This is a genomic window from Haloechinothrix sp. LS1_15 (assembly GCF_033042135.1).
GTDB lineage: Bacteria > Actinomycetota > Actinomycetes > Mycobacteriales > Pseudonocardiaceae > Haloechinothrix.
In genome coordinates this window covers 422,169-434,655 of the sequence record NZ_WBXM01000003.1, presented here as the reverse complement: position 1 = coordinate 434,655, position 12,487 = coordinate 422,169, and the positions used below count along the sequence as shown (strand labels likewise).

Here is a 12,487-nt window from a genome sequence, read left to right as displayed (position 1 = left end):
CCCAGATAGTGCCGCATCGTCCGTGGGTCTGACCGACCGGCCCTCCCCGTCCGGCCGTGCCTTACCGAGACGGCGGCGCGGCCATCGCGCTCGCGTACAGGCAGACCGCGGCGGCACTCGCGAGGTTCAGGCTTTCCGCCCCGCCGTAGATCGGGACGCGTGCGGCGGTGTCGGCGGCGGCAAGGGCCGCGCTGTCGAGGCCGTGTGCTTCGTTGCCGAACACCCACGCCACCGGCTCGGCGAGCGTGCCGTCACGCTGCAACGTACGCAGGTCGGTCGAAGCGGCACCGTCGGCGGCGATGACCCGCAGCCCGACGCGGCGACACGCCTCAGCGGCCTCGCTCACCCCGGCGGCGCGCGCGACGGTGATGTGGAACACGCTACCCGTCGAAGCCCGGACACACTTGCCGTTGTGCACGTCCACTGTATCCCCCGTCAGCACCACGGCATCGGCACCGGCCGCGTCGGCAGTGCGGATCACCGTACCGGCGTTACCGGGATCGGACGTACCCGCCAGCACCGCGACCAGCCGGGCCGAGCCGGGCAATGCCCGGTACAGCGGGACCTCGACGGTGTCGCACACCGCCACCACGCCCTGCGGGGTGACGGTCTCCGAGAGCAGCTCACCGGCACGGTCGGTGATCCGGGAGACGGTGACCCCCTGCTCGGCCGCGCTGCGGAGCAGCTCCGGGTGACGTTCGGCGGCCGTGGCGGTGGCGAAAATCTCGCGTACTCGTTCCGCTGCCCGCAAAGCCTCCCGCACCGGCTGGACTCCTTCGGCGAGAAAGGCGCCTACCTCCCGCCTGCCTGCCCTGGTCATCAGCCGCCGGGCCGCAGCGACCCGAGGTGTCTTGTGCGTCAGCACCTCGGGTCGCCGATCGGTGGACACCGGCGGGCTCAGGCGGGTTTCTTGGCGTCCTGCGCGCCCGAGTGCTGCTTGGCGACCTCGACCAGCGCGCCGAACGCCGCGTCGTCCCGGACCGCGAGGTCGGCGAGGTTCTTCCGGTCCACCTCGACGTCCGCGGCCTTCAGCCCCTGGATCAGCCGGTTGTAGGTGATGCCGTGCTGCCTGGCCGCGGCGTTGATCCGGGTGATCCACAACTTCCGGAAGTCACCCTTACGCGCCCTGCGGTCACGGTAGGCGTAGTTGAACGAGTGGAGCGTCTGCTCCTTCGCCTTGCGATACAGTCGCGAACGCTGACCGCGGTAACCCTTGGCCCGCTCGAGTGTTGCGCGACGCTTCTTCTGGGCGTTCACTGCCCGCTTGACGCGTGCCACGAATCCATCCTGTCGGTCGGGGGGCGGTTTCCGCCCCGGCGGTTCGGTTCCGGTCGTTGCTGTCGATGCGGCTTCAGCGGCGCAGCAGCCGCCGGATGGCCCGGGTGTCCCTGCGGGAGACGTCGGTGGTGCCCTCCAGGCGCCGCGACAGCTTGCTCGACTTCTTCTCCATCAGGTGGCGGCGCCCCGCCATCTGACGGCGAAGCCTCCCGCTGCCGGTGACCTTGATCCGCTTCTTGGTGCCACTGTGGGTCTTCTGCTTCGGCATCTCTTCCTCATTTCCCTCATCCGGCACCGCTCGCGCGCGGCTAGCCGCTACGAACACGCGCGGGTCCAGCACGCGCACCAGGCGGTGCCAGCTGTGGTTGTCGCGAGCATGCCATGCTCGCACCCGTACCGGCGGCAGCATGTGCCCACCGCCCGCTGACCGCTCGTCAGCTGCCTCTCGGCCTACGACTTGGCGTCGTTCTTGTTGGCCTTGCTCTTGGCCTTGGCATTCTTGTGCGGCGCAAGCACCATGATCATGTTGCGACCGTCCTGCTTCGGCTGTGATTCCACGAACCCGATGTCGGCCACGTCGTCGGCAAGCCGCTCCAGGAGCCGGAAGCCGAGCTCCGGCCGTGACTGCTCCCGACCACGGAACATGATCGTGACCTTGACCTTGTTGCCCTGATTGAGGAAGCGGGACACATGTCCCTTCTTCGTCTCGTAATCGTGCGGGTCGATCTTGGGCCGGAGCTTCTGCTCCTTGATCACGGTCATCTGCTGGTTGCGGCGCGACTCACGGGCCTTCTGCGCACTCTCGTACTTGTACTTGCCGTAGTCCATGAGCTTGGCCACCGGTGGCCGCGCCTGGGGAGCGACCTCGACGAGGTCGAGGTCCGCCTCCTCGGCGAGCCGAAGCGCGTCCTCGATACGGACGATGCCGACCTGCTCGCCGTTGGGTCCGACAAGGCGGACTTCGGGAACGCGAATGCGCTCGTTGATACGCGCGTCAGAGCTGATGAGGCCTCCTTGGTCCGAATATTCTCTGCTGTGCCAGCACGGGTGTGCCTGCCTATGCTTCTCCCAGGGCCCCAACTACTAAAGGCCCCACTACCGCCCGGCGGCAGGTGGGGCCCATGAACCGATCACCATCCAGGCCAACGCCCGGATGGCTTCACGAGTTCCCGAGGAACTCGTGTGACCGGACCCGGCCGCCGCGATCGGCGACTCGGGTGGGAGCGGGGCTCCACTTGCTCACCCCCGATGCTTCGGGAGTTGGTCGCGCATGGAAGGGTATCAGATGTGGTAGGCAGCGATCCCGAACAGTCCCGGAAACAATCGCCGACTTCCCCCGAATGGCAGAATCCGCCGGATCGTGATCTGGCAGACATACCGAGCGTCGAGGTCATCAGTCGCGCCGCGCTGATGCTGCTTTCCGCCTCGGCCGAACGGCTCGGCCTCGCCGATCCCGACCCGGATAACAGCCCGCGTCGTGACCTCGACGAGGCCAGGCGGCTGATCACTGCGCTGGCCGGTCTGGTGACCTCGTCGGCGGAGTACCTCGGCGCGCACGCGGGCCCCTTGCGCGATGGGCTCCAGTCGATGCAGCGCGCCTTCCGCGAGGCATCGGCCATCCCCGATCCACCCGGACAGGGACCCGGCGAGAAGCTCACCGGCCCGGTCGTCACGCGCCCGGCTTCCGAGGAGCGGTGAGGTAGTGGAGTAGCCCACGCCTGCCCCGCCACATCATGGCCGCGTGATTGGCCCGGTACAGCGGCCCGAGCCAAGGCTCAACGCGGCGCAGCTGCGGCTTGCGGAGCTCGACCTCCTGGTAGACCACCACCTGTGATCGGTGGCCGTTGCCGGTCACCAGGCAACCGCAGTACCCCTCGAGGTCCCCGGTGAGATCGACGCGCAGACGCCCCGCGCGGTTGTCCTCCTCGGCGCGGCGCAACCACAGATCGAGCGAGTACGGCAGCACCGAACGGCAGGTGACCTGCGCGGTGTCCTCGTCGAGCTGCCGCACGGTGCGCACGTCGCGCCACCATCGCGGGTAGGAGGCGAGGTCGGCCAGCGCACCGAACACCTCCCGCGCGGGCGCAGCGAGTGACCAGGTGTTGCGGAACCGGTAGCGACGAAACACGTGCCAGGATAACGAGCCCCGCGCGGCGCGCCTATGTCGGCGATCAGTCGCGGTGCTCGAGGATCGGGCGCAGGAACCGGCCGGTGTAGCTGGCGTCGATCGCCGCGACCTCCTCCGGCGTGCCCTCCGCGACGACGGTTCCGCCTCCCGAGCCGCCCTCGGGGCCCATGTCGATGATCCAGTCGGACGTCTTGATGACATCCATGTTGTGCTCGATCACGATCACCGTGTTGCCCTTGTCCACCAGTCCGTTGATCACGCCGAGCAGCTTGCGGATGTCCTCGAAGTGCAACCCCGTCGTGGGCTCGTCGAGCACGTACATGGTTTTACCGGTGGACCGTTTCTGCAGCTCGGCGGCCAGCTTGACCCGTTGCGCCTCGCCACCGGACAGCGTGGGGGCCGGCTGGCCGAGCCGGACGTAGCCCAGCCCCACGTCGACCAGCGTCTTCAGGTGCCGGTGTACCGCCTTGATGGGCTCGAAGAACTCCGCGGCCTCCTCGATCGGCATGTCCAGCACCTCGGCCACGGTCTTGCCCTTGTAGTGCACCTCTAGTGTCTCGCGGTTGTACCGAGCACCCTTGCAGACCTCGCAGGGCACGTACACGTCCGGCAGGAAGTTCATCTCGATCTTGATCGTGCCGTCGCCCGCGCACGCCTCACAGCGCCCGCCCTTGACGTTGAACGAGAACCGGCCCGGCTGGTAGCCACGAACCTTGGCCTCGGTCGTAGCGGCGAACAGCTTCCTGACGTGATCCCATACCCCGGTGTAGGTGGCCGGGTTGGAGCGCGGTGTCCGCCCGATCGGCGACTGGTCGACCTGCACCATCTTGTCGACATGGGTCAGCCCACGCACCCGGGTGTGCCTGCCTGGCACCTGCCGTGCACCGTTCAGCTTGTTCTGCAACACCCGCGCCAGGATGTCGTTGACCAGCGTCGACTTCCCGGAGCCCGACACACCGGTCACCGTGATCAGGCAGCCCAGCGGGAACGATACGTCGAGGGAACGCAGGTTATTCTCCCTGGCGCCGACGACCGTGACCTGCCGCTTGCGATCCCGCGGCCGCCGGGAAGCCGGAAGCGGGATCTCCTTGCGGCCCGCGAGGTAGTCGCCGGTCAGCGAGTCCATGTTGGTCAGCAGATCCTCGTAAGGTCCACTATGGACGATCTTGCCACCGTGCTCACCCGCGCCTGGCCCGATATCGACCACCCAGTCACTCGACCGGATGGTGTCCTCGTCGTGCTCGACGACGATCAGCGTGTTACCGAGGCTGCGCAATCGGGTCAGCGTCCCGATGAGCCGGTGGTTGTCGCGCTGGTGCAACCCGATGGACGGCTCGTCGAGCACGTACAGCACGCCGACGAGTCCGGAACCGATCTGGGTCGCCAACCGGATCCGCTGCGCCTCGCCACCGGAGAGTGTGCCTGCCGGCCGGTCCAGCGACAGGTAATCCAGCCCCACATCCAGCAGGAACCGCAGCCGGGCGCGGATCTCCTTCAACACCGCGGCGGCGATCATCGCCTGCCGCTCGTCGAGCACCAGATCGTCGAGGAACTCGGCGGCCTCCGACACCGACAGCGCGCACACCTCGGCAATGGAGCGGGCTCCCTGGCTACTGTTGCGCAGGGTGACCGCCAGGATCTCCGGCTTGAGTCTGGCCCCTTGGCAAGCGGGGCAGGGCACCTCGCGCATGTAGCCCTCGTAACGCTCCCGCATGAAATCGGACTCTGTCTGCTCGCGGCGGCGTTCGAGGAACGAGATGACTCCCTCGAAGGTGGCGTAGTACGAGCGCCTGCGCCCGTACCGATTGCGGTAACTGACGTGCACCTGCTCGTCCACGCCGTGCAAGATCGCCTTCTGCACCTTGCCTGGCAGCGAGCGCCACGGGGTGTCGGTGCGGAAACCCATCGTCTCGGCCAGCGAGGTCAGCAGCCGCTGGAAGTACTCGGCGCTGTGCCCGCTCGCCCACGGCGCGATCGCCCCCTCGGCCACGGAGAGCTGATCGTCGGGCACCACCAGCTCGGGATCGACTTCTTTACGGGTGCCGATCCCGGTGCAATCGGGGCAGGCGCCGTACGGCGAGTTGAACGAGAACGAACGCGGTTCCAGGTCCTCGACCGCAAGCGGATGACCGTTGGGGCAGGCCAGGTGCTCGGAGAAGCCCCGGACCCGATGCGGGTCGTGCTCCGGCAGGTCCACGAACTCCAGCTCGACGAGCCCGCCTGCCAATCCCAGCGCCGTTTCGATCGAGTCGGTCAGCCGCTGCTTGGCACTCGCCTTCACGACAAGGCGGTCGATCACCACGCCGATATCGTGCTTCTCCTGCTTCTTCAGCTTCGGCGGGTTGGTCAGCGGGTGCACCGCACCATCGACGTGCACCCGCGAGAAGCCTTGCTGCTGGAGGTTTGCGAACAGATCGACGTACTCGCCCTTGCGGCCGCGTACCACCGGAGCGAGCACCTGGAAGCGAGTACCTTGCTCCATGTCGAGGACCTGATCGACGATCTGCTGCGGGGTCTGCTTGCTGATCGGCTCACCGCACTGCGGGCAGTGCGGCTCGCCCGCCCTGGCGAACAGCAGCCGCAGGTAGTCGTAGATCTCGGTGATGGTGCCGACGGTCGACCGGGGGTTGCGCGAGGTGGACTTCTGATCGATCGACACCGCGGGCGACAGGCCCTCGATGAAGTCGACATCCGGCTTGTCCATCTGGCCGAGAAACTGCCTGGCGTAGGCCGACAACGACTCGACGTAGCGGCGCTGCCCCTCGGCGAAGACGGTGTCGAACGCCAGGCTCGACTTACCGGAGCCGGACAGCCCGGTGAACACGATCAGGCTGTCCCTTGGCAGGTCGACATCGACGCTGTCGAGGTTGTGTTCGCGGGCACCACGAACCACAAGATGGTCGGACACTCCAGGTCCCTTCACTCGCTGATTGCCGGCCGGATCCATCGACACGAAGCGGCCTCCTCCATGTTAGGAGCCCACCCCGACACCGCGACGTCCCCACGGCGTTCCCACCTCCCGCCACGTCCCGTTCCGGGGGGACTAGGCTGACTGTTGTGAGGATCACCGACGAGTACACCGGACACACCGAGCCCGGCGGAGACGCCGCGCGCAGGACCCTGGATGCGCTGACCGTCTGCAAGCTCTCCGTCGGTCCGATGGACAACAACACCTACCTACTGACCTGCAAGAGTACCGGTGAGGCGCTGCTGATCGACGCTGCCAACGACCCCGATCGCATCTCCGATCTGATCGGCTATGACGGCGCGCGAGCGAACCTCCGCACGATCGTCACCACCCACCGGCACGGTGATCACTGGCAGGCTCTCGGCGCGATCGCGGGTGCCTACGGCTGTGAGACGGCCGCCCACCCGCTCGACGCGCCCGAGCTCCCGGTGCCCCCCGACGTCCTGCTGGAGCACGGCGACACCATCTCCGTCGGCGAGTGCCGGCTCGAGGTGATCCACCTGCGCGGGCACACCCCGGGGTCGATCGCGCTGCTCTACCGGGACCCCGCCGGGCATCCCCACCTGTTCACCGGCGACAGCCTCTTCCCTGGCGGCGTCGGCAAGACCACCTCGGCCGAGGACTTCACCTCGCTGATCAACGACGTCGAGGAGCGGGTGTTCGCGCAGCTTCCCGACGACACATGGTTCTATCCCGGCCACGGCGACGACTCCACCCTCGGCGCCGAGCGCGGCAAGCTCGGCGAGTGGCGCGAGCGGGGCTGGTAAGCACCTGGTCTCACACCGGCAACCGCGAGCGGTGATCAACACTCACCGCGTTCCAGGTCATAGGCGATCAGGGCGGTCGCGAGCACCCGCAGCTCGTCGGGATCGCCCGGGTCGAGCCCCACGAACTCCGCCACGCGTTGCAGCCGATAGTCCAACGTGTTCGGGTGCACGTGGAGGGCGCGCGCAGCACGCCTGCGGTTGAGCTTGGCGTCGAACAACGTGCGGAGCGTGCCGAGCAGTTCGGGTCGCTCGCACAGCGGATCCAACCTCCGAGCGAGCCGGTCACGGGCAACACCGGGACGAGCCACCTGCACCTCGAGCAGGACGTCGTCCAGCTTGTAGACGCCCGGTTCCCGCCCGAGCCGCCCCACCACGTCCAGCACTTCTCTTGCCTCGTCCACTGCCGAAGGCACGGCCTGGCGCGTGCCCGCGAGGCTGGCCGCCGCGGTGACCGTTGTGCCGGTGATCTCGCTGACCTCGGTGACGAAAGCTCGCATCGCCGAGGTGCGCTCCGCCCCCTCATCACCCATCGCCGGGATCAACGCCGTACCGTCCCGTTCGCCGAGCACGCTGAGCACGGTGGCACGGAACCGCTCTTCGAGCGCGGCCCGCACTCGCCTGCGCCGGAGCAGCTGGGCGGCCGCGTCGCCGACGGTCCCGCTCGCACCCTCCGCGCGCCAGCTCAGGATTGCGTACGAATCGGCAGCGGTGACACCGGCGCGCTGCTCCAGATCCGTCACCGGCTCCCCGGCGAGCAGGGCCGCGGTCAGCTCGCGACGCGCCTCGCCGGCTTCCCCGTGTGCCCTGTGTTGCTCGTCGAGATAGGCCTGCGCCACAGCCACGAACAGTCGCCGGTTCTGGCGAGCGAGCGGATCCACGAGCGCCACCAGCCAAGGCGCATGCTCGCTGCCACAGTACGAGACGATCCTGCGCCAGGTTTCCCTTGCCCCAATAAGGTAACCGTCAAGTATGTCTGCAAAGGATGGTCGGACCGATACCCTGGCCATCATCGTTCGCATCGGTTCGGCAAGGAGATCGGAGTCCACCTCGCGACCGTCCACGAGGGACCCAAGGACCATGGACACGCTGTCCGCGACCGAGCGCCTCACCTCGTCATGCAGTACACCCTCCGGAAGCGAGCGGAGCCGAGGGACCTCCCGCACGATGCAGGCCACGACGTCACCACTGAGCTCACCCACCTCTTCCCGCACCCTCGCGAGCACGGTACGCAGGCCGGCTTCAGGATCCATGACCTTGCATTGTGACGCTTCACAGCCGCCCGCGCAGCAACTTTGGGGAGATGACGGAGAGACGCCGGTGCCCTCATGGCCTGATCCTTGTGCGCACAGTCAGTCACGCCGCGTGCCGCCGCTCGACGGAGGCACGTGGCAACCGAGTTCGCGCAGAGGAGATGTCATGCGCCGTCCCGATCGCAGCACGTTCCGTAGCAAACATCGAGGTTTCAGCCTCAGGGCCGCGGCACTGTGCCTGGCACTGGTGCTGGTGCCCTCGGTTCCCGCCGCCGCGGCGGCGGGAACCGAGGGCACGGAGGTGGAAGTGCAGGACCAGCACCGCAACCCTGTCATCTTCGTGCACGGTTACCAGGGATCGAGCTGGAACTGGTCGAGCATGATGGCCGACTTCCGCGGCGACGGCTACCCGGACGAGTACCTCTACGCCTGGGACTACGACACGACACAGTCGAACGAGACCACAGCGCACGAGTTCGCCGAGGTCGTCGACGAGCACCTGGACCGTACCGGCGCCGACCAGGTGGACGTGGTCACCCATTCCATGGGCGGGTTGAGCACGCGCTGGTACATGAAGTTCCTCGACGGTGACGAGACCGTATCGACCTGGGTCTCGCTGGCTGGCCCGAACAACGGCACCTACGTCGCGTCGTGGTGTTCGCTGGCGCACCAGTCGTGCCGGGACATGCAGCCCGGATCCGACTTCCTGTCCGAGCTCAACGCGGGTGACCCCACGCCGGGCTCTGCCGACTACGGCACCTGGTGGTCGCGGTGCGACGGCATCATCGTGCCCGCACGGAGCACGGTGCTCGACGGGGCGGAGAACCATCGCGCCTGGTGCACGGGACATCTGAGCTTCCTCACCGATGACTCGGTGTCCGAGGAGGTGCGCGAGTTCGTGCGTTGAGATCCCACGGGTCGACACACGCCCGCCACGGCCACCGACACGCCGCCGCACCACCGCCGGGGCAACCCGGCGGTGGTGCGGCGCGTGGCAGGACAAGAACCTGTGAGCCGGAGGTGACGATGACGACCCCGCGGACGCTGAGCATGCTGCTGACCCTGATGTTGATCATGGCGACCGGAGCCTGCGCGACCGGCGGCCCGGACGACGACACCAACCCGACAGGTGGGGGTGGACAGCTCGTCTCCGATGCCGACCGCCTCAGCCCGGCCGAGGACGCACCGGTGGAAGCAGCGGTCGCCGGGCTGCGTTCGTTCACCGGCGACTACACCGAGGCACTGGCGTCGCGGCAGGACACCGAGGCGCAACCGAACACGGTGTACTCACCGATCAGCCTCGGTTACGCGTTCGCCATGCTGCGGGCAGGAGCGACCGGCGACACGGCCGCGCAGCTCGACGACGTCTTCGGGTTCCCAGAGGGCGTGCACGAGGCCTACAACGCGCTCAGCGCCGAGATCCTGAACACCGGCGAACCACCACCACGGGAGCAGGTTGGGGCGACACGGGACCCCGACGAACCGCCGGAGGACCCGATCGTCAGCATCGCCAACGGCCTGTTCGTGCAGCAGGGCTTCGAGGTCGGCGAACCGTTCCTGCGCGCGCTGGCCCAGCACTACGGGGCGGGCGCCCGGGCCGTCGATTTCCCCTCGGGCGAGGCCGTGGACATCATCAACCGCTGGGTGTCCGAGCACACCGAGGAGCGCATCGAGCAGCTCTTCGAGGAACTCGACCCCGAGACCGTCACCGTGCTCGCCAACGCGATCTACCTGAAGGCCGACTGGCAAGCGCCGTTCGAGGAGCACCGCACCGAGCACGAGCCGTTCCAGCTGCCGGACGGGGACACCACGGAGGTTCCCATGATGCACCGTGAGGCCGCGGAACTGGGGTATGCGACCGGCGACGGCTGGCATGCCGCGCGGTTGCCGTACGTGGGACGCGAGCTGGTGATGTGGGTGGTGGTGCCCACGGACCGCGCCGTGACGGCCCCGCCGATCACCGGGGAGCTGCTCAGCGAGCTCGCCGAGGCCGGGACCACCATGGTCGAGCTGGCGATGCCGCGATGGGATTTCGCCTCCGACGTCGAGGTGCTCCCGCTACTCGCGGAGCTCGGGGTCACCGACCTGGCTGGCCTGGACGGCATCGGCGAGGCTGTCGAGGTGAGCGACGCAATCCACCGCGCCACCATCACGGTGGACGAGAACGGCACCGAAGCCGCCGCGGTCACCGGCATCGCCGGGGCCGTATCCGCCCCGCCGCCGTCCGAGGTGAGCGTGCGGGCCGACCGGCCGTTCTCCTTCGCGCTGACCCACGAGCCGACCGGGGCGCCGCTGTTCGTCGGATCAGTCACCGACCCGACCGAGGAGGATTGACGTGGCTGCCGAGGGCAACCGGCGCTATTGCCACCGGCCGCGCCCATACCGCAGGATGCTCGCTATGGATCATGGACAGTTCGCCGAACTCGCCGCCGCCGCGCACCGCGCCACCGACTCGCTTCACGCGATGCTGTACTTCGCCCCGGAAGCCGAGGAGGAGCTGACCGCCGCGGGGCTCCGACCAGGGCGCATGAGCTACTTCGCCAGCCGGGCGGCAGCCATGGGTCCGGTGGGCCCTGGGGTGGTGACGGCGACGTTCTACAACTTCAACCCGGAACTCGTCGCCAGGCACATCCCGCGCGCGTGGTCGCTCGCCTCCCCGGACAGCATCCTTGAAGCCCGCTTCCGGGCGGCAGGCACCGCACTGCAGCGGCTGCTCGGCGACGCGGCATCCGGTGCCGAGGTCGCCGAAGCCGCCGAGCTGGCGCGCGAAGCCACCCGCGGCTGCGTTCCGGAGGGGCGCCCGCTGTATGCCGCGCACGCGGAGCTGGACTGGCCGGAAGAGCCGCTGCTGGTGCTGTGGCACGCCATCACACTGCTACGCGAGTTCCGCGGCGACGGCCACATCGCGGCGCTGGTCTCCGCGGGGGTGGACGGGCTCACCGCCCTGGTGACCCACACCGCCACCGGACGCGGCTTCACTGAGTCCGGCGCGCAGGCCAGCCGTGGCTGGACGGTCGAGCAGTGGACGGCGGCCGTGCGCTCGTTACAGGACCGCGGCTTGCTCGACGCGGACGGCGCGCTCACCTCCGAAGGGCAGGCACTGCGGGAACGGGTGGAAGCGGCCACCAACGAAGCCGCGACCGGGCCGTGGCGCCACCTCGGGGTGGAACGGACACAACGCCTGCGGGAGATCGGCAAAGACCTCAGCAAGCGGGTCGTGGCTGCGGGCGCGTTCCCCGCCGAGCTGTTCGGCAGGTAGGCACCCGGCTTCGCTGTCCCGGTCAGCCCCGAGCCCGACGGAACCCGCGCCCCGCACGTACCAGCGCCCTGACCAGCATGGTGCAGCCGAGCTCGGCACCGAGCGGGTCGACCTCGAGCAGCGGCGTACGGCAGGCCTGCTGCGCGATCCGGTTCGAACCTGCTCGCACATCCCCCCCATCGTGATCAATCGCACCGGCGCCAGCGTAATGCAACGACCGCGTAGCACGAGCTGCACGTGCTACTTTAGAAAGGTGACTGTTGCGCTCGAAGCTGTTCTGGCGAAGGCCGGGCTCCGGGTGGACGCAGACGAGTTCCTGCGGCTCGTGGAGGACACGGCACGCAGGGTGTCGGTGCCGCACCCCGAGCCTGCGGAGCACTTCTCGGCCGAGCAGCAGGAAGCACTCGCCGAGGTGGGCCTCGACCTGTCACCCTACGCTGACGACGAGCCGTGCCCGCGCGCGAAGTCCGTGGTGGCGCACGCGGTCTTCACCAAGTCCGCCTATTCGGTGAGCGAAGCCGCGCGACTGCTCGACCTCACCCAATCCGAGGTCAGGGACCGGCTACGCCAGCGGAAGCTGTTCGGCTGGAAGGACAGCGAGTGGCACCTTCCCGCCTGGCAGTTCACCGAAGGCGGCCCTTTGCCCGGCCTGCGTAGCGTGATCCCCGCCATCCCGCCTGACCAGCCACCGATGGTGGTCGCGGCGTTCATGAACACCCAGCAACCGGACCTCGAGATCAACGGGCAGCGGGTGACACCGCGTGAGTGGTTACTCGCCCACGGTGACCCGAAGTCGGTAGCGAACCTGGTCACCTCGATCGGCACGGCCGCGTAGCC

At 68.3% G+C, this 12,487-nt stretch carries 14 protein-coding genes; 6 read left to right on the top strand and 8 right to left on the bottom strand.

The annotated features are described in order from the left end of the window. Positions 1–61 precede the first annotated feature (61 nt). The 4 genes from F8178_RS07225 to infC all read right to left on the bottom strand — a co-directional run bounded on the left by F8178_RS07225 (position 62) and on the right by infC (position 2,358). The gene (locus F8178_RS07225) at positions 62–889 is read right to left on the bottom strand and encodes an RNA methyltransferase (protein WP_317493876.1); all 828 of its coding nucleotides are present in this window, start codon (positions 887–889) and stop codon (positions 62–64) included. Positions 890–897: 8 nt separating this feature from the next. Further along, complete coding sequence (gene rplT / locus F8178_RS07220; RefSeq protein WP_317493875.1) at positions 898–1,278, bottom strand: 50S ribosomal protein L20; 381 nt, start codon at positions 1,276–1,278, stop codon at positions 898–900. A gap of 73 nt (positions 1,279–1,351) precedes the next feature. After that, the gene (gene rpmI / locus F8178_RS07215; RefSeq protein ID WP_317493874.1) at positions 1,352–1,546 is read right to left on the bottom strand and encodes a 50S ribosomal protein L35; all 195 of its coding nucleotides are present in this window, start codon (positions 1,544–1,546) and stop codon (positions 1,352–1,354) included. Between the two features lie 182 nt (positions 1,547–1,728). Next, entirely contained in the window at positions 1,729–2,358 is a 630-nt protein-coding gene (gene infC, locus F8178_RS07210) for a translation initiation factor IF-3 (RefSeq protein ID WP_317493873.1), read from the bottom strand. Between the two features lie 285 nt (positions 2,359–2,643). Between infC and F8178_RS07205 the strand changes: the two genes are divergently transcribed. Then, entirely contained in the window at positions 2,644–2,976 is a 333-nt protein-coding gene (locus F8178_RS07205; protein ID WP_396345084.1) for a DUF1844 domain-containing protein, read from the top strand. Here the strand turns inward: F8178_RS07205 and F8178_RS07200 are convergent. Beyond that, the gene (locus F8178_RS07200; RefSeq protein ID WP_317493871.1) at positions 2,948–3,406 is read right to left on the bottom strand and encodes an SRPBCC family protein; all 459 of its coding nucleotides are present in this window, start codon (positions 3,404–3,406) and stop codon (positions 2,948–2,950) included. The two genes, F8178_RS07205 and F8178_RS07200, sit on opposite strands and share 29 nt — an antisense overlap. A gap of 43 nt (positions 3,407–3,449) precedes the next feature. Beyond that, positions 3,450–6,314 (bottom strand): excinuclease ABC subunit UvrA, encoded by a 2,865-nt coding sequence (gene uvrA / locus F8178_RS07195; RefSeq protein WP_317493870.1) that lies wholly within the window; start codon positions 6,312–6,314, stop codon positions 3,450–3,452. Between the two features lie 149 nt (positions 6,315–6,463). Between uvrA and F8178_RS07190 the strand changes: the two genes are divergently transcribed. Continuing rightward, on the top strand, positions 6,464–7,141 hold the full coding sequence (locus F8178_RS07190) for an MBL fold metallo-hydrolase (RefSeq protein WP_317493869.1): 678 nt from the start codon (positions 6,464–6,466) through the stop codon (positions 7,139–7,141). Positions 7,142–7,176: 35 nt separating this feature from the next. Here the strand turns inward: F8178_RS07190 and F8178_RS07185 are convergent, their stop codons facing one another. Then, on the bottom strand, positions 7,177–8,391 hold the full coding sequence (locus tag F8178_RS07185) for a helix-turn-helix domain-containing protein (protein ID WP_317493868.1): 1,215 nt from the start codon (positions 8,389–8,391) through the stop codon (positions 7,177–7,179). Between the two features lie 166 nt (positions 8,392–8,557). Between F8178_RS07185 and F8178_RS07180 the strand changes: the two genes are divergently transcribed. The 3 genes from F8178_RS07180 to F8178_RS07170 all read left to right on the top strand — a co-directional run bounded on the left by F8178_RS07180 (position 8,558) and on the right by F8178_RS07170 (position 11,650). Continuing rightward, positions 8,558–9,298 carry an alpha/beta fold hydrolase gene (locus tag F8178_RS07180; RefSeq protein ID WP_317493867.1) on the top strand — a complete coding sequence of 247 codons (741 nt, stop codon included), beginning with the start codon at positions 8,558–8,560 and terminating at the stop codon, positions 9,296–9,298. Between the two features lie 119 nt (positions 9,299–9,417). Beyond that, positions 9,418–10,725, top strand: coding sequence for a serpin family protein (locus F8178_RS07175; RefSeq protein ID WP_317493866.1), 1,308 nt, complete (start codon positions 9,418–9,420; stop codon positions 10,723–10,725). A 64-nt stretch (positions 10,726–10,789) separates the two neighbouring features. Further along, a complete protein-coding gene (locus F8178_RS07170) occupies positions 10,790–11,650 on the top strand; it encodes an SCO6745 family protein (RefSeq protein WP_317493865.1) in 861 nt (286 codons plus the stop codon). A gap of 22 nt (positions 11,651–11,672) precedes the next feature. On the opposite strand, the gene F8178_RS07165 is transcribed toward F8178_RS07170, so the two are convergent. Next, entirely contained in the window at positions 11,673–11,819 is a 147-nt protein-coding gene (locus F8178_RS07165) for a hypothetical protein (RefSeq protein WP_317493864.1), read from the bottom strand. A gap of 84 nt (positions 11,820–11,903) precedes the next feature. On the opposite strand from F8178_RS07165, the gene F8178_RS07160 reads away from it, so the two are divergent. Next, positions 11,904–12,485 carry a DNA-binding protein gene (locus tag F8178_RS07160; protein WP_317493863.1) on the top strand — a complete coding sequence of 194 codons (582 nt, stop codon included), beginning with the start codon at positions 11,904–11,906 and terminating at the stop codon, positions 12,483–12,485. Positions 12,486–12,487: the final 2 nt, after the last annotated feature.

Coding starts and splice junctions, on each gene's coding strand:
- rpmI (WP_317493874.1), bottom strand. CDS start 1,546: ATGCCGAAGCAGAAGACCCACAGTGGCACCAAGAAGCGGATCAAGGTC.
- F8178_RS07185 (WP_317493868.1), bottom strand. CDS start 8,391: ATGGATCCTGAAGCCGGCCTGCGTACCGTGCTCGCGAGGGTGCGGGAA.
- F8178_RS07180 (WP_317493867.1), top strand. CDS start 8,558: ATGCGCCGTCCCGATCGCAGCACGTTCCGTAGCAAACATCGAGGTTTC.
- F8178_RS07175 (WP_317493866.1), top strand. CDS start 9,418: ATGACGACCCCGCGGACGCTGAGCATGCTGCTGACCCTGATGTTGATC.
- F8178_RS07170 (WP_317493865.1), top strand. CDS start 10,790: ATGGATCATGGACAGTTCGCCGAACTCGCCGCCGCCGCGCACCGCGCC.